The following is a 16914-nucleotide window of genomic DNA, read 5'->3' as shown; positions in this document are numbered from 1 at the left end:
GAAAGCGGTCTTAGCGAACTGCTACCGCGCTGGACTTCAACCGGGAGAAAGCAGACCGGAAGCCGCTCCATGAGTCCGGGCGGCTGGCCCCTGCAACCGGGACGGCCACCCGCTGGTCCGCCAGAACCTGGCTGGTAAACGCTCGCACCGCGCGGCCATAGGGAGAATTGCGACCCGCCAGGCCGCCCGCGATCAGGGCCGTCTGGAGGCTCGAAAACGCATTCGGCAAACTGGCGATGGGCTGAGTGCCCAGCATGGACAGGACCGTCTGCCGGCTCAAGCCTGTCGCCGCGGTATCCCGCGTCATGACGATGCTCACCTTCGATCTCAGGCGCAGATCCTCAAACAACTCCATGCTCCGTCGTGCCTGATGCACCGTGGAAAGGTCGGGCGCACAGATACTGAAGATCTGGGCGGAGCGCTCCAGCACGGTGACGGAGTACCGTTCCAGGTTGCCCGAATGATCGAAGATCACCAGCGGATAACGGCCCTGCAGGTACGACAACAGGCTGTCGAAACGGGCCGCTTCGATGCGCGTATTCAGCGAGCGGTGCGTGGCCGGCAGAACATCCACCAGCCCCGCATGCGTGGTTAACCTGTCCCAGATGGAGTCTTCCATGCGGCCCGCGTACTGCGCAGCCTGAATCATGGAGGCGTTCTTCTCTGACCGCGCCATCAAGCCCTGCACACCGCAGTTCATGTCCAGGTCCACCAGCGCCACGCGGGCGCCAATCAACTCGGCGGCATAGTGGGCGAAATGGGCAGCGGCCGTCGAGGTGCCCGCCCCTGGCTTCGCCGGGACGAAACTCAGAAACCGTCCTGAAGCCGCCGCGGTTCGGTGCTCAACCGCTGCCGGCACACCCTGGCACTCCGAGGAGAAGGTTCGGAGAATCTCCTGCAACCGGTCCCGGTCATTCGGCAGTTGGACGCACTCTTGCACGCCTTGCCGGCGCAGGGCGAGAAACGAAGTATTGTCGATTTGACGATACGCCGCAATGGTTCGGTTCTGGCGGCCCGCCTTGCGGATCTCGCCGGCACAGTATTCAGCCGCCTCCGGGTCGTCGGCCTGGATGAAAATGACCAGCGGCTCCCCGGCATCGAGTATGGCGGCGAGTTGCTCCATCTGCTGCGAAGGGTCGATCTCCGTGACCGTCAGAAACGGATTGAACGCTTTCAACGCGAGGCGAATCTCGCCAACGCACGCGGTCTCTCGGCTGATAATGATGGCTTGATCTGAATCCAAGGCGCCCTCCAGTCCGGCACGTGCCGGCGGCGAATACACTGACCTGTATTCATTGAGCCATGCTAATCCGCATGTCGAAATAGCGGAATGGTCCCAAACTCAGGTGAACCTAGGTACCAGAACCTTTGGTACTTCCCCAATAGAGCCATCGGCCGTCCATATCGAACTCAACGCTTGAGCAATTCTCCGTCAACCCGTTGATTAAAAAGGCTAAATCCAGGAAAGATTAGGCGCGGTCGGGCTTGAGCACCGCGATGAAGTTGAGGTTCCGGTAAAGCTGCTTGTAGTCCAGGCCGTACCCGATGACAAATCGATCGGGGATCTCGAAGCACCGGAAGTCGATCTGCAGCGGCACGATCCGGCGCGCACTCCGGTCCAGCATCGTGCATAACGCGATGGAGTTTGGCCCTCGGCCGGCCAGGTTCTGCAACAGGTAGCGCGCAGTGAAACCGGTATCCACAATGTCTTCCACCAGCAGGACGTCTTCTCCCTCAATCGAGTCGTCCAGATCCTTCGCAATCCGCACCACCCCCGGCGCACTCGAGTGGTTCGAGAACGAGGAGATCGCCAGGAAGTCCACCTTCACCGGGATCGTCAAGGCCCGGGCCAGCGCCGTCAGAAAGAACACTGAGCCCTTCAGCACCCCGACCATTCGAAGGTTGCCGTTCTCGTACTTTTGGGAGATCTGTGCGGCTACCTCCTGGATGCGTTCGCGGATCTGGTCCTCTGAGAAGAGGACCCTGTCAATCATCGGCATGGCGGGAGTGCGCATAGGTAGCTATTTCGACTCGGCGATCTCCGGGATGATGCCATACTTCAGCACCAGATCCTGTAGATCCTTCTGGTAAAAAACTTGAATGTTGATATGCGGATAGATCTCACGCAGCAGCCGGATCTTGCGGTTCTTGCGTGTGACCAGCGACTGTTTCATCGTCGTGAGCTCTACATACATATCGGACTCTGGCAGAAAAAAATCAGGGGTGAAGCTCTCCAGCACACGCCCGCTGACATCCCAGGCAATGGGGAAACTGCGCGGCTCGTACTCCCAGGCGATGCGGTAGAAGTCCAGCAGGTTGGCGAAGATCTCCTCGCTCGGATGGCCGAACTGGACGTTCTTCAAGCTGGCGCGCGCCTGCGGCTGAATGCCGTGCTTCGCCAGCCGCAGCCGGATCTGAAACTGGAGCTGCGCCTCCGCCGCGTGAGAGAGGAAGCCGTGCACGGTCAGTTCGCGCGCACGCACGGCCGCCTCGATCAATGCAGCCATGTGCGAAGCGTCCAGCGACCCGGCATTCAACGTCAGGTCGAACGTCTCCGGCGCCGCCGTCGCGCGTCCAAAACGGGCCTTGCGGGTCGCCCGCAACTCACTCTCACGCGCCCGGAGTTGAACCCGCGCCGTCGCACGATCCAGTCGATCGTCCAGCATCAGGTTCCCGATCCGCCGGTTCTCGGGCGCAACCACCCGTACGCGCAGCAGCGCCGGAAAGTTGCGGAACATCAGTTCCGCCCCATCCACGCCAATCACGAGGTGCGATTCCGTCCCCAGGCGCAGCAGGATCGACGCCGCCATATCAGGCCAGGCTTTGCTGTTGGATTCGATGATTGGGCCAAACTCCTCGGCTAGCAGCGAGTCGACGCGCTGCGCGCTCAGGTGTGTGAACGCCAGCCGCTGAGCGGCCAGTTGTGCGACTTCACGCGTCCTGCAACCAGGCTCGCCGGAAACAGTCACGACCGCCATGGATAGAGTGAGTCAGCCCCGATCTCATGCTCATGATAGCGTAGGTACGAATCGATCATGCAGCAATCCAGAAGATCCTTCATTAAAACATTTTCTACCTTGAGTGTACTGAGCTCCGCGGCTTGGACGGCCGGCCGCGAAATCCGCTGCGACATCGCCATTATCGGCGGAGGCACGGGTGGCTGCGCGGCCGCACTGGCGGCCTGCCGCAACGGTTTTCGTGTCGTGCTTACGGAGGAGACCGACTGGATCGGCGGCCAGCTCACATCCCAAAGTGTCCCGCCCGATGAACACCCCTGGATCGAAGGCTTTGGCGGCACGCAGGCCTATCGCGACTATCGAACCGGCGTCCGCCAGTACTATCGCGACCACTATCCCCTCACCGCCGAGGCCCGCCAGAACAATAAGCTGAATCCCGGGGGCGGCAGCGTCTCCGTCATCACCCACGAACCCAAGGTCTCACTCGCTGTCCTGGAAGCCATGCTCGCCCCCTACGTCAGCGCGGGCCTGCTGGTCATTCTCCTGGAGAACCGGCCCGTCGCCGCCGAAGCCTCCGGCGACCGCGTCCTCTCCGTCACTGTCGAAGGTCACGGAGCACGCAAGGTCATCCAGGCGCCTTACTTCATCGACGCCACCGAGACCGGCGAACTGCTGCCCCTCACAAAAACCGAGTTCGTCATGGGCTTCGAATCGAAGAAGCAGACCGGGGAACTTCACGCGCCCGACCAGGCCCAGCCCAACAACCACCAGGCCTTCACCGTTTGTTTCTCGCTGGGCCACGACCCGGGCTCCAGCCGCCTCATCGACAAGCCCTCGGAGTACGCGTTCTGGCGCGACTACTTCCCCAAGCTGACGCCCGCCTGGCCCGACAAGCTGCTGTCGTGGTCGATGGCGGATCCCATCACCCTGAAACGCCGCGACGTCTTCTTCGATCCCACCCTGCAGTCGAAGCAGGGCGGCCTCAATCTGTGGCTCTACCGCCGCATCGTGAACAAAGCCAATTTCCGGCCGGGCTTCTGCCAGAGCGACGTCACCCTCGTCAACTGGCCTCAGAACGACTACTGGCTCGGCAATCTCTACGGCGGCACCGAACAGGAAGCGCAGCACCATCTGGCGCGCGGCAAGCAGTTGAGCCTCTCCCTTGTCTACTGGATGCAGACCGAAGCCCCGCGGCCCGATGGCGGCGCCGGTTGGCCCGGCCTCTACCTGCGGCCCGACATCACCGGCACGGAAGACGGTCTCGCCAAGTACCCCTACATCCGCGAATCGCGCCGCATCCAGGCGGAGTTCACCGTCCTCGAACACCACGTCGGCACCGACGCACGAGTGAAGGTGACCGGCAAACCAGCATCCGAGGTCACCGCAGAAGTCTTCCCCGACTCCGTCGGCGTCGGCAGCTATCGCATCGACCTCCACCCATCCAGCGGAGCCGACAACTACATCGACGTCAGTTCCCTGCCCTTCCAGATCCCGCTTGGCGCCCTGATTCCCAAGCGCATCGAGAACCTGCTGCCCGCCTCCAAGAACCTTGGGGTCACGCACATCACCAACGGCTGCTACCGCCTGCATCCCGTCGAATGGAACATCGGCGAAAGCGCCGGAGCCCTTGCCGCCCACTGCCTCAAGGAGAAACTCGCGGCCCGCCAGGTGAGGAACGACCAGAAGCGTCTCCAGGAGTTCCAGGCGAAACTCGTAGCCCAAGGCATCGAGATCGAGTGGCCGCGACTGAAACCGAGATAGACATAGCCCGTCAGGAGCCCAGGCCGGACTTGCCACTCGTGGCGGGCCCGGCCTTCTCTGTTTCAGAACCGGAATTGATAGCTGAGCTTCACGAACGCCTGCCGGCCCGTATTGAAGTCCGGGTAATTCGTGTAGCGCAGATACGGCGGACGCGAAGGATCCAGCGCCAGGTTCTGGTAGATGTCCGTATAGCCCGCGTAGATCGCCGTTCCCGGATGCAGCAGGTAGGTGAACAGCAGGTCGTAGCCAGCTCGCCGCGCCGGCTCCAGCGACACCAGCGACGTATTCGGCAGCACCGTGTTGTAGTCCACAATCGCGCGGAACGAGAACTCCCGCGTGAACTGGTAGTTCAGCTTCGACCGGGCAATGTGATTGTTATAGACGCTCACCACCACTGGCAAGCCGCTCCACCCCTTACGCGTCTTCAACTGGCTGTAAATGTAGGTCTCATCCAGTCGCAGCCGGTTGACGGGCCGCAACGTCAGCTCGGCCGTGGCATTCTGGCTGTCGCCCAACTCCGGAGCCAGCCCGGACGCCGGATAGTAGTTGACACCCGCTCCATTGGTGTACGAACTGCTCCAGGCCAGCCACTTCAGCCACTCCGTCTTGAACTGCACATAGTTCGAACTCTTCCGGAACTCACGCCCCAGGTACAGCTCCATCGACTCGCCGCGGGTGGCAATCAGGGAAGTCAGCCGCTTGAACTCCATGCTCCATTCCAGGTCCGCTTCCCAGTCCTGCGTCTGCCCGCGCCGGTTCCAATTGCCGAGCACGATCAACGCCGGACCGAAGTTCACCAGCGCGCCCTTCTCCCGCCACCACTTGTACCCGATGCGGCTCTTCACTTCGCGGATATCGACCCGTGGAATGTAGCCCAGATCCGCTCGAAAGCCCGGACTGCGGTCCGTATACGTCGTGTAGTACTGCAGCTTTCGATCCTGACGGTTCAGCTTCGCGTAATACGTACTGCCCGATAGCTGCGTGCCGTCCAGCAGCCGCGTCTGCGAGTTGGCGCCCTGCGCGGTGAGGAACCACTTGCTGCTGAAATGAAGCCGCGTATCCAACGCCGCGACGCGATTGTAGCCGTTCGAAAACTCACGATCCGTCACAAAGAGCCGCACGTGGGAGTCGTGGAACAGGTCGCGCTGCAGGCTCAGCACCGCGTCCGTGGCGCGCTTCCCGTGCAGCGGGTCCGTCGAGGCAACACTCTTCCCTGGAGCCCGGTCATCCGCCGCCAGCACACCGATCCCCCACCGCCCCAGCTTCCCGGTCAGCCGGATCCCATACTCCGGATCAACGATGCGCCGCGAGAAGAACAGGTTCTGCGGCGTGTTGAAGTACGAAGCATTCTCCATGAAGAACGGCCGCTTCTCCGGATACACCACCTCGAACCGCTGGTTCACCGTCACCTGTGGCTCATCCGACTCCACCTGGCTGAAGTCCGGATTCAAAGTCATATCCAGCGTCAGCGCATCTTTGATCACCATCTTCGCGTCCAGCCCGGCCCGTGGATCCGTTGACCGCGCCATCACCGGAGGACCCGCCACCGTCTGGTCCAGATACCTCGACTTCGACAACAGTCCATACGGGGTGAAGTACAAGTTGCGCCCCGGCGAGATGCCTCGCAGTCCCTCCATGTGGCCGAACTGCGCCACAAACTGCGGCAGCTTCCGCCTGGTGACGAACGGCCACATCGAGAACTCGTTGTTGCGGTTGATGAAGCGGCCCAGCACGACGCCCCAGGTCTGCGACTCCGCATCCGGGAATCGCAGCGTCTTGAAAGGGATCGTAATCAGCACGACATACCCGTCGGCAACGATCTTCGCCTCCGTGTGCCACAACCCCTCCCAACTGAAGTCATCCCCATACCCATCGGTGGTGATGCCGTCGAACTGGATTGCATACGGATTCACGTCAAACCAGTAGGCGTGCAGGTGATCGTGGAACGTATCGATGTTGATCGTGATCCGGTCGTCCGTGAGAATCTGCTTGCGCTTGGCAACCCGAGCGCGGATCAGCTTCGGATCGTCCTTGGCAATGAACGCCGCGTACAGGTTTTTCTCGTCATAAGAGAGAAATGCCGCGGTGGGTTGCGAGACTGGCGTGCCGTCCCCCGGATCCATCTGCCGGAAGTCGGTGACGACGCACTCCGCCTCACGCGGCGTGCCCTCGATGAAATCAGCCAGCTTCGGCGCGCGTGTGACCTTCGGGATGTGAATCGACGGCACCCCGCTCGTCTGTTCCTGGGCGAGTAGTGGTAAGCCAATAAGGAGTAACAGGACCGAATATCTTGGCACGGAGCCATTCGATCATGTCAACCCGCCCCCCGCTCCGTCAAGCGGCTACTCGTCGCGTAAGGCGGTCGTTGGATCCAGGCGCGAGGCCCGGCGCGCCGGCACGAAACCGGCCATCGTCGTAGCCGATGCCAGCACCGCCGCACACACCGCAAGCGTCGCCGGATCCGCTGCTTTCACTCCGAACAACATCGCGGTCACCAGCCGCCCGGCCGCCAGCGAAGCCGCGATCCCCAGCACCATCCCCACCGCCAGGATCATCGTGACATCGCGCAGCACCAGCCACACCACTGACCCTTGCGAGGCGCCCAGCGCCATCCGGATCCCGATCTCGCCCTGCCGCCGCAGCACGGCATAGGACGTGACCCCGTAGAGCCCGATCATCGCCAGCATCAACGCCAGGGCCCCAAAGAACGACGAGAGCAACGCCACCGTCCGCTCCTGCACCAGCGATTCATTCACCTGCGTTTCAAAGTCGCGAAACTCCAACGCCAGCCCGGGATCGATTTCCGCGATCGCCGCGCGCACCGCGCTGGTTAGCGTCGCCCCGGGCACAGCCGATCGCAGGATGAAATTGGTTTCTCCGCGCGGTTCCGCTTCCTGCGTCGTCACCAGATACGCACTCAACTTCGTCTCTTCCCTCAAATCGACATACTTCGTATCGGCGACGATCCCGATCACCTGGAAGAGTTCCTTCTCGCCCGTCTTCCCGTCGAGATCCATGCCGACGTTCTTTCCAATCGCACTCACCCCGCCGAAGTAATGCCGCGCCGCCGCCTCGTTGATGATGATGACCTTCGTCGAACTCTTTGTATCCCGCGAGTCGAAGTCGCGGCCGGCCCGCAGGGGCGTGGACATGGTGCGGAAGTAGCCCGGGGACACACGGTTGAACCATGTCAGCGTATCTTCGCGCGATTGCGCGGCATACCCTTCCGGAAAAACAAACTGATTCCAACCCCGGTGGCTCACCGGAGTGATCAGGCTGCTGGCCGCCAAGGTGACACCCGGCACGGTGCGCAGACGCTCCAGGATGGTGCGGAAGAGCTCCACCCTGCGCTCCTTGGGGACCTTCTCCAGCGTGTTCACTTGCACCAGCGTGACGTTCCTGCGATCGAACCCCATCGACGTGCCCAGCAGGTTGCGCAAGGAGTTCAGGAACAGCCCGGCGCCCACCAGCAGCACCAGCGAAAGCGCCACCTGCGTTGCCACCAGCATCTTGCCCAGACGGAATCGCGAACCGCCGGCAATTGCCCCGCGTGCGTTCTCCTTCAGCACGTGGTTCGGCGAAACGCTGGTCGCCCGGAAGGCCGGAGCCAGGCCAAACAGCAGACCCGTCAGCAGTGCCACACCGGAGGTGAAGGCCAGCACCATCAGATCGGGCGACACATTCACGTCCAGCGGGTCCAGGGCTGTGGAGAACAGCCTTACCAGCAGCCTGCTGCCCCAGAGAGAGAACACAAACCCACCCAAGGCGCCCAGCCCCGAGAGCAGCAGGCTTTCCGTGAGCAGTTGCCGGATCACTCTCCGCCGCCCCGCCCCAATCGCCATGCGGATCGAGATCTCGCGCTGGCGGGCCGCCGCCCGGGCCAGCAGCAGGTTCGCGATATTCGCGCACGCAATCAGCAGCACCAGTCCCACCACCGCCATCAAGGTGAACAGGCCCTGGCGATACCGGTCCCGTGTCGATGAGAACCCTGTCGCCGTCGGGCGCAGCTGGAAGGCATCCTTGAGGAAGTTCTTGCGGTCTTCCTCTTCCCACGTCGTGGGCATCGTCGCCCGCCGGATCTCTCCCTGCAGCGCCTGGATCTTGGCTTCGGCTTGCGGCACGCTATCGCCAGGCTTCAGCCGCGCCAGGATGCGCAGCCACCACCAGCTTCGATGGTCGAGAGCGCTGATATCGGTATGGAGGATGGGTTCACAGCCGATAGGAATACTGACGTCAAACCCTTTGTCGACATCCAGCCCAGTAAAGTAAGGCGGCGTCACGCCCACAATTTCGAAGGGATGCCGATCCAGCGTGATCGTCTTCCCCAGCGCCGCCGGGTCTCCACCAAAGTACGACTGCCAGAACGCGTAACTGATCACCGCCACCGGTCCGGATTTCCCGCCGCCATGCTGATCGTCTTCCGCTGTCAGCAGCCGGCCCCGCAGCGGAGCGATCCCCAGCACCCGGAAGAAATCGCCGCTCACCCAAAGCCCTTGCGCAAACCGGCTCTCTCCACCCGAAGCCAGGTCGAAACGCCCGTCCCCGTAAGCCAGCGTGCCGGCGAACGCCTGCTGGTGGTCTCTCACCTGCTCCCAAATCGGATTCGTGAACGACCCGTTCTTGCCTGAGCGCAGTTGCACCAGCCGCTGCGGATCTTCCACCGGCAGGGCGCGCAGCATCACCGCATTGACGATCGAGAAGATCGCCGTATTGGCCCCAATGCCAAGCGCCAAGGAGAGGACTGCGGTGATGGTGAACCCGGGGTGCGCCGCCAGCGCGCGGCCGCCATAGCGCAGATCCTGCGATAGGGAATCCAACCAGCGCCAGCCCCAGGCTTCCCGGCTGGTTTCCCGCAGCAACAGCTCGTTCCCAAACCGGCGCCGGGATTCGTCTCGCCCTGTTTCTTCCGCTCGCAGGTCCAGGTGCAGCCGCATCTCTTCGGCCAGGTCATCCTCCGCCTGGGAGCGGTGGCTAAGGAACTTCACCCGGCGCCAGATCTCTCGAAGCCAGTTCATGCGCGCTCCTCCCCGTCAGGCGGATTGCAGGATCTTCTCAATCGCGATGTTGACGCGCCGGTACTGCGACAGTTCCTGTTCCAGTTGTTCCCGGCCCAGCTTGGTCAGGTGGTAATACCGCGCGCGGCGGTTGCCGGCGGTCACGCCCCACTCCGCCTCCACCCAGCCCTTAATGAGCATGCGCTGCAGGGCGGGATACAGCGAGCCCTCTTCCACCTGCAGGACTTCCTCTGACCCGCGTTGGATGGCGTTCGCGATCTCATAGCCGTGCATCTCGCCGCCCCGGGCGAGCGTACGCAGGATGAGCATGTACAAGGTGCCCGGCGGGATTTCGTCGCGTTTCTGGTCTGCCATAGTTAAACTATGGCAATTATCACGAGAGCCGCCCGGCTAGTCAAGTAAACAGTCAGGAGCTACAGCGCCTGAGCCACTTTCGGGGAACCGCGCAGCGGCATGCCCCGCGTGCTCAGCGACTCTACCAGTTGCTCGTGTACGCTCTCGTTCAGCAGGTAGTACCGCTTCCCGTCTTCTTCCACCAGAGTGGCCGCGTCCTTGGACGCCAGCAGCAGGCACAATTGGCGCTCGCCCGGAGTCAGGATCGACACCTCAACCCGCGGCAATCCGCCCGGCCCAGGCTCCAGTTTCCGCAGCAGATCGCGGACAAACACCTGGTTGTCGCTGCCATCCACCGCAGCCGAACCGGCATACCAGCGCTGCTCCGGCGAACCATGGAAGTATGGCCCTGAGGCAAACGCAAGAAAGAATACGATCAAGTCAATAAAAGCTGCCAGGACAAAAGCGAAGACGTGGCGGCCGGTCGGAGCGCTCACCAACTCAGTAAACGCCAGCAGCATGTCTTCCTGGTTGGTCGCGGTCTTGTCGATGTTGTCGTTCAGGGAAGGGACCGGCGGACGTTCCACGCGAGCCCCGTGCAATTGGGTTTGAACGTCCGTCCACGGAACGGCGTCGTAGACTTCACGGTATTTGCGGATCTGCTGCTCAGACGGATCCAGCGGCTTCACCTGGGCCCGGTAGTCGGCCAGCGCTCGCTGCGATGTCTGCATCTGCTCCAACGACTGGCGCGCGAGCTTCGTATAGCGGTCAAATGCGGTGTAGCGCGGCCCGTCACCGGAGCCTTCCTTGAACCCGCTCCCCAGGCTCGCCGCCTCCCGCGCGACGGATTCGCGCACATTCGCCAGATAGGGATCGGAATCCTGGGCGCGGGCGATGTAGCCGTGGGTTTTCTCCGCGGCGGTCATCTCGTCCAGCGCGACGACGTGCTTGCGTGCTTCGGCGATCGCGCTCGAGAGGACCTGGTCTGTCTTGCCGGAAGAGTCCTGGATGGTGTCATACAACTTCCGCTCCACCAGCGCAGGCCGCTCCTTCTCAGAGAACCAGGTATAGAGACTGACATACGAGAACGCCACGGATACGGCAGCCGTCATCGCATAGACAGTGATGAGCAAGCCGCGCCGCGAGTTAGTGAACCCGACAAGCCAGGCCACCAGCACCAGCGCCGATTGAACACCGAGTGAAGCCAGGAACGCAAACCACGGCGAGAGGTAAAGGGCCATGCCCTGCTGCGTCGTAAACCACGACACGATCGACAGCAGGCAGGTGGAGACGAAGAGCGCGATCACCATCGGCCTGCTGGCGGAGGATGACGAACTCTGATCGGACGACACAAACGGCATCTGGGGCACACCTCGACTGTCTGTACTACGAGGAAGCCCCTAGGAATGTTCCGCTAGGTAGTGAAAAGGCTCTTCATCAATTCAGGGCAAGCCTCCACGGCCGGATGGTCGACAACGATGGGCGTAGAGAGCAGAGTCTCCGCTGTAGCGGGCGCGTCGGGCGCCTGCTGCGACCACGCCAACTCGAACTGGAACTCCATGACTCCGTGGCTGTTGGCCACAAAGTTCGTGTGCCAGAAGCTATCCAGGAGCATGGTCCACAGCCGCTCCGGATCAGCCGGTTTCTCCTGGATCCGCTGCCAGGTATGCGGGCCGCCCACCGACACCAGCGGAGCGTCCTTTGTCACCCACAGCCAGTGGCCGGCGGGTGATTGATAGTGCGCCCAGGAATCAATGGCGAAGTAGTCGCGGCACGAGCCGGGCAACTGATCAGTGAACGGGGTGTACGGCACTCCGCCGGTCGAGAAGCGCGGCAGTGCCCCCTTCAACGGGAGTTCCGTCATCATGTAGATCACTTCCGGGGCCGTGTTCGAGATCCGGTCGAACCGGACCGTCAAAGTGGCGCGAGGCTGGTCTCGGAACACCTCCAACCGCCGTGAAGCCGTGGCAAACGAGGGATGGACGATCGGCTGGGTGAAGATCCGGGTGTAAGCGGTCTTTTCCTCTTTTGTTTGCCCGTACGTCGCCTCCAGACGATCCAGCCGTGCCGGATGCATGGAGGACGACCGCTTGAAAGGCGGTTTGATGAAGACGGTCAGAATATCGCCCAGCCCGGAGGCAAACAGCGATTCCGTCATCCCGGGCCAACGGGCCGACTGAGGCCAGCCGCTGGGATCCAACCGCAGCTCAACCTTATCCGAAGCTTCTGGTGCCGCGGCCCCGATGACCGTAGCCGCCCGCGCCGGCAGGTTGTTCACCCACGCCGCCGCCCGGTCGATCCCTGGGAATCTGACCCATCCGGTATAGGGCAACGGCGCCGTGTTCACGGCATACAGCCCGGCCGGTTTCCCGCAGAAATGAGTGCGAGCGCGCTGGCCCAGCAGCCATTCGGAATGGCCCATGGGCCGATAGGCGAGCAGGGCTTTCTCAGTGAACTGCGCAATAGTATCCAGCGCGTCGGGCTGCGAAACCGAGATGTTCGCGCCCCACGTGTGCTCGTCGAACAGGCACAGGTCCTTGTACATCTCGGCCGAACGCCGCAGGATCCGCTTAGTCGGCTCGCCCCAAACCGGCGAAAACACCGCGTCAAGTTGCCGTTTCGCCACCCGGGAAGCGGCTACTTCGCGAGGTCCGGACGCGTCGCCGTTGGCCCACCAGTCGGTCCACTCGCCTTCATGGATTTGAACGTTCGAACCCAATTCGGCTTCCATGTCCTTCACGGCCTGTGTCGCCGTGGTGAACCGCAGCGTGGGCTGCAAGCCCAGCTTGTTCCAGGCATCAATGAATGGCGCCAGCGGCGGGAAGGGCGGATCGTTGTCGTAACGCCATTGGTTTGTATAAGAAAGAAGCAGCCGCTGGTAAGAGTACCCGTCCGCCGCCAGCTTCTCCAGCCGCTTGGTCAGGTGCGCGTGGGCGGCGCGGAGAGAATCCTCATCGACTTTGAGGTGATCCCCGGCGTACGGAGGCCGCAAAGTCGTGGTCGCGCCTTTTGCCTGGCCGTGCTGCCAGTTCTTGGGCTCGAAGTAGGAGTACGCAGTGCCGTAATGGTCGCCCAACCAGACAAACATCTTCCGGCCGTCCGGCATCTTCCAGAGGAAGGCCGAAGGCCGGCGGAACGGCGGGCCGCCCATATCCGCGTTGATGCCCATCAGCAGATGGTGAATGTTGCGGTCCAGCAGCAGCAGGGCGCCTGCGCGCGGCATGCCGTTGACATCGTTCTGCATCGCTACACTGATCCGCAGGTCGCGCTGCACCTGGTTAGGCAGCCAGTCGAGCGCCTGCTTCCATTGCGCCGCGTTCATGAATGGGGTCTGGTTGAACGGCATCGCGCAGACGTCCATCTGGCCCGACTGTACAACTTTGACCAGTTGATCGCGGCGAGCCGGGGCGGCGCCCTTCCACCAGTCGTCCACCGTCAATGTGGCTTCGCACGTCCAGTGGAAGTGCGGATTCCGCATGCAGGTTTCCAGCGCGGCGTCCAGAAACCGCACCTGCAAATCACGGCAGACCGAAGGCATGTCGGTGTAGCCGACATCGGTATGAGAGTGATGAATGATATCGATGTGCCGGATGCCGCCGGCCGGTGCGGCAGCGGCCACGGCGGGTACGGCCGATAGTAAAGTCGACTTGAGCAAATCTCTACGAGTTGGCATGGAATTAGCGCTCTTCAGCGATGATCACGTCCCAGGCCGGCAAGGTGACCGACTGGGCCTTGGCAACCGGCTTGCCCGTCAGCAAGTCCACGGCGCCGGAGTACGGATAGGCGAAGCTCTGCGGAGAGCCTGAGTAATTGAAGTAGTAGTGCATGGCGTGGCCGCTATTGCCCGTGCCGTGCTTCACATGGATGGCGGCCGGCAGTTGGCGGTCGGGGCCGTCCAAGCCAGCCTGCTTGAGTACGGTATCGACAACCCGCATCTGCAACTCGTCCGATAGGACGGTGCCTTCAAAAGTAACCGAGCCACGCCCGAATTCGTTGCGGGTGATGGCGGGATAGCGGCTGAAGAATGGGTGATCGTAATACGCCAGCGCCTTCGCCGTGTCGAGCTCGATCATCTCGATCCAGGTGGACACCTGATTCTGTTCACCGGCCTTGAACGGATCCCCCTTCAGCGCCAGCGTCTGTTTGAGCGACGAGAACTCCTGGTAGTGGAAACCGGCCGCCTCGCGCAGCGGACCAGGCGCCATCACGGGGCGTACCGTGTCGTATTCGTCGGTGAATCCGCTCTTGAACGTCAGCAACAGGTGGCCGCCGTTTTTCGCGTATTCGGCCAGACGGTTGAGTACGGTATCGGAGGCGACATACAGCGGCGGCACCACGATCACCTTGTAGCGCTGCAAGTCTTTGGTTTCCGGTGTGATGATGTCGACCCCGACATTCAGGCGATACAGCGTCTTGTGCAGTTGCTGGAGCAGCGACATGTAGTCGTGTTTGTCCGAGAACGGCATATAGCGGATGCCGTGATACGAATCCGCCGAAAACAGTATGGCCACGTCCTGCGTCTTCTTGAGGTTCACCAGCTTCGGCCCGATCTTCTGCAGTTCATGGCCCACCTGAGAGAACTCCTTGAAGATCCGGTTCGGCTGCAGGTCGTGCGACAGTACGCCCTTCCAGTAGGTCTCCTGGCCATAGTGGAGCGAGTGCCAATGCCAGTATTCGACCATGTTTGCGCCGTCAGCCAGATGTCCATAGACGTTCATCCGCAGTTGGCCGTCGTACGGCGGAAACTGGCCCTTCGAGTCCCAGCCGATGGTCTGCGCGTTCGTCTCGGTGACCAGGAAGTTGGCGTCTTTCACTGAGCGAGCGACGTCATCGGTCAGCGTAGCCGTCTGGAAGTCGAGCTCGTCCTGGACGCTGTAGTAGGGATTCGTCGACGCGATGTCGAGACTGCGGGCGATGGCCCACTGGTCGATGTCGGTGTGGACGCCGCCGCTGAAGTCCTGCGTCACGAACTGGCCCGGACGCTTGTATTCGTTGACGATGCGCGCCTGCCAGTCGAGGAAGTCGGTCACGCGGGTCCGCTGGAAGCGCTCAAACTCCACCTTGTAGCCAGGGTTCAGGATGCCGTCGCGGGCGGGCAGTTCGTCCCAGCCCTGCACCAGTTGGCCCCAGTAGACCAGCCCCCACACTTTGTTCAGCTCCTGCGTCGAACCGAACTTCTTCTTCAAGTAATCAACGAACCCCTTCTGCACCACTGGCCCGGCCGACTGGTAGTAGGACGTCTCGTTGTCCACCTGGTAGCCGATGATCGACGGATGGTCCTTGTAGTGGGCCATGATCTGGCGGATCACGCGCTCGCAGTAAAAGCGATAGGCGGGATGGGAGATATCCATATTTTGGCGGATACCGTACGTCGACGTAGACCCATCCAGGTGAACCGCCATGATCTCCGGGTGCTTGGCGTGCAGCCACGGGGGGATGGAGTAGGTGGGCGTGCCCATGATCACCTTGATGCCCGCCTTGTGCAAAGCGTCAAGAATGCGGTCCATCCACGCAAATTCGAACTGCCCCTCCTTGGGTTCCCAACTGGTCCAGGTGGACTCGCCCAGCCGCACGACGGTGAGGCCCGACTGTTTCATCAGCTCGATGTCCTTATCGAGCCGGTCGGACGGCATGTACTCCTGGTAGTAGGCGGCGCCGTAAAGCACGGTCGGGATCTTGGGCGGCTGGGCCAGCGCCAGCGACAGGGAGGCGAGTAGAATAGCGATTTGCTTCACGCTGGGGATTTTAACACCATGGAGTCCGGTTTCGAAGCCAAATCAAAGCGTCCAGTTCTCGTCCTCGTCGGCGGGTTCCTGGGCGCGGGCAAAACCACGCTGCTGCTGAAAGCGGCGGAGATTCTCGGGAGATCGGGGCTCCGTTGCGCACTCATCACAAACGACCAGGGCGGCGCCCTGGTGGACACAGAGTTCGCCGGAGTGCACGGCGTCGACACCGGCGAGGTCACAGGCGGCTGTTTCTGCTGCCGGCTCACTGACCTCGTCGACGCGGCAGCGGCGCTGGCCGCTCACCAACCCGACGTCATCTTCGCCGAACCGGTGGGCAGTTGCATCGACATTTCGGCGACCATCCTCCAGCCGCTGAAGGCGTACTACGCCGATCAGTTTCAATTGGCTCCGTTTACGGTGCTGGCTGATCCGGACGAGTATGTCCGCATGCAGGCCGGCGACGCACATGCGGATCTGTCCTACCTCTACCGCTATCAACTGGATGAAGCCGATCTGCTGTGCTTCAGCAAGGCCGACCTTTGCAGGGCCATGCCGCCCGGAGCCGACTTCCACCTGAGCGCGCGGACCGGCCAACAGGTGGACGCCTGGCTGGACGCGGTGCTGAACCAGGAGCGGATCGCGGGCAGCCAACTGCTTCAGAACGTGGACTATGCGCGCTACGCCGAGGCGGAAGCCGCTCTCGGCTGGCTGAACTGGCGCGGGGAGATCCGGCTGAAGAAGCCCCTGAGCCCGGCCTTACTGGCCGGTCCTATCCTGGATGAGATTGATACAGAATTGAGTGCGGCTGGGATTCAGATTGCACATTTGAAGGTATTGGACCGAGCGTCGACAGGCTATGTGAAGGCGAGCGTGACTCGGAATGGGGAGGAACCGGGGGTGGACGGTGACCTGACGGCTTCGTTTGCCCTGGATCACGCGCTGACGCTCAACCTACGCGCGACTGGGGATCCGGCCATCATGGAGAAGATTGTCAGGACCGCTACCGGCCGGGCCGGGTCCTGGGAGAACGAGCATTTGCAGGCCTTCCGGCCGTCGCCGCCGAAGCCGGAGCGGCGTTTGGATCACATTGTGGCGGAATCCAGCCACACTGGCTAGCGGGCG

At 62.2% G+C, this 16914-nt stretch carries 11 protein-coding genes; 2 read left to right on the top strand and 9 right to left on the bottom strand.

The features are described 5' to 3' along the window. Positions 1-10: 10 nt before the first annotated feature. The 3 genes from IRI77_RS00465 to IRI77_RS00455 form a co-directional block, all read right to left on the bottom strand. Positions 11-1243: an AAA family ATPase gene (locus tag IRI77_RS00465; RefSeq protein WP_194450133.1), complete on the bottom strand. Its 1233-nt coding sequence runs from the start codon at positions 1241-1243 to the stop codon at positions 11-13. Between the two features lie 226 nt (positions 1244-1469). After that, complete coding sequence (gene hpt / locus IRI77_RS00460) at positions 1470-2015, bottom strand: hypoxanthine phosphoribosyltransferase (RefSeq protein WP_194450132.1); 546 nt, start codon at positions 2013-2015, stop codon at positions 1470-1472. 6 nt (positions 2016-2021) lie between these two features. Then, entirely contained in the window at positions 2022-2978 is a 957-nt protein-coding gene (locus tag IRI77_RS00455; RefSeq protein ID WP_194450131.1) for a cytidylate kinase family protein, read from the bottom strand. Between the two features lie 57 nt (positions 2979-3035). Between IRI77_RS00455 and IRI77_RS00450 the strand changes: the two genes are divergently transcribed. Further along, the gene (locus tag IRI77_RS00450; RefSeq protein ID WP_194450130.1) at positions 3036-4718 is read left to right on the top strand and encodes an FAD-dependent oxidoreductase; all 1683 of its coding nucleotides are present in this window, start codon (positions 3036-3038) and stop codon (positions 4716-4718) included. A 62-nt stretch (positions 4719-4780) separates the two neighbouring features. On the opposite strand, the gene IRI77_RS00445 is transcribed toward IRI77_RS00450, so the two are convergent. The 6 genes from IRI77_RS00445 to IRI77_RS00420 all read right to left on the bottom strand — a co-directional run bounded on the left by IRI77_RS00445 (position 4781) and on the right by IRI77_RS00420 (position 15801). Then, a complete protein-coding gene (locus tag IRI77_RS00445) occupies positions 4781-6946 on the bottom strand; it encodes a carbohydrate binding family 9 domain-containing protein (protein WP_194450129.1) in 2166 nt (721 codons plus the stop codon). A gap of 114 nt (positions 6947-7060) precedes the next feature. Then, entirely contained in the window at positions 7061-9733 is a 2673-nt protein-coding gene (locus IRI77_RS00440; protein WP_194450128.1) for an ABC transporter permease, read from the bottom strand. Between the two features lie 15 nt (positions 9734-9748). Next, positions 9749-10087 carry a PadR family transcriptional regulator gene (locus tag IRI77_RS00435; protein ID WP_194450127.1) on the bottom strand — a complete coding sequence of 113 codons (339 nt, stop codon included), beginning with the start codon at positions 10085-10087 and terminating at the stop codon, positions 9749-9751. Positions 10088-10146: 59 nt separating this feature from the next. Further along, positions 10147-11427 (bottom strand): hypothetical protein, encoded by a 1281-nt coding sequence (locus IRI77_RS00430; RefSeq protein ID WP_194450126.1) that lies wholly within the window; start codon positions 11425-11427, stop codon positions 10147-10149. 53 nt (positions 11428-11480) lie between these two features. Continuing rightward, positions 11481-13739 carry a glycoside hydrolase family 38 N-terminal domain-containing protein gene (locus tag IRI77_RS00425; protein WP_194450125.1) on the bottom strand — a complete coding sequence of 753 codons (2259 nt, stop codon included), beginning with the start codon at positions 13737-13739 and terminating at the stop codon, positions 11481-11483. Between the two features lie 4 nt (positions 13740-13743). Further along, complete coding sequence (locus IRI77_RS00420; RefSeq protein WP_228486535.1) at positions 13744-15801, bottom strand: beta-galactosidase; 2058 nt, start codon at positions 15799-15801, stop codon at positions 13744-13746. A gap of 18 nt (positions 15802-15819) precedes the next feature. On the opposite strand from IRI77_RS00420, the gene IRI77_RS00415 reads away from it, so the two are divergent. After that, complete coding sequence (locus IRI77_RS00415) at positions 15820-16908, top strand: GTP-binding protein (RefSeq protein WP_194450124.1); 1089 nt, start codon at positions 15820-15822, stop codon at positions 16906-16908. The last annotated feature ends 6 nt before the right edge of the window (positions 16909-16914 follow it).

The sequence above is a fragment of the Paludibaculum fermentans genome (assembly GCF_015277775.1).
Classification (GTDB): Bacteria; Acidobacteriota; Terriglobia; order Bryobacterales; family Bryobacteraceae; genus Paludibaculum; species Paludibaculum fermentans.
Note: the sequence above shows the minus strand (reverse complement) of the source record. Positions and strands in the feature narration are given on the sequence as shown.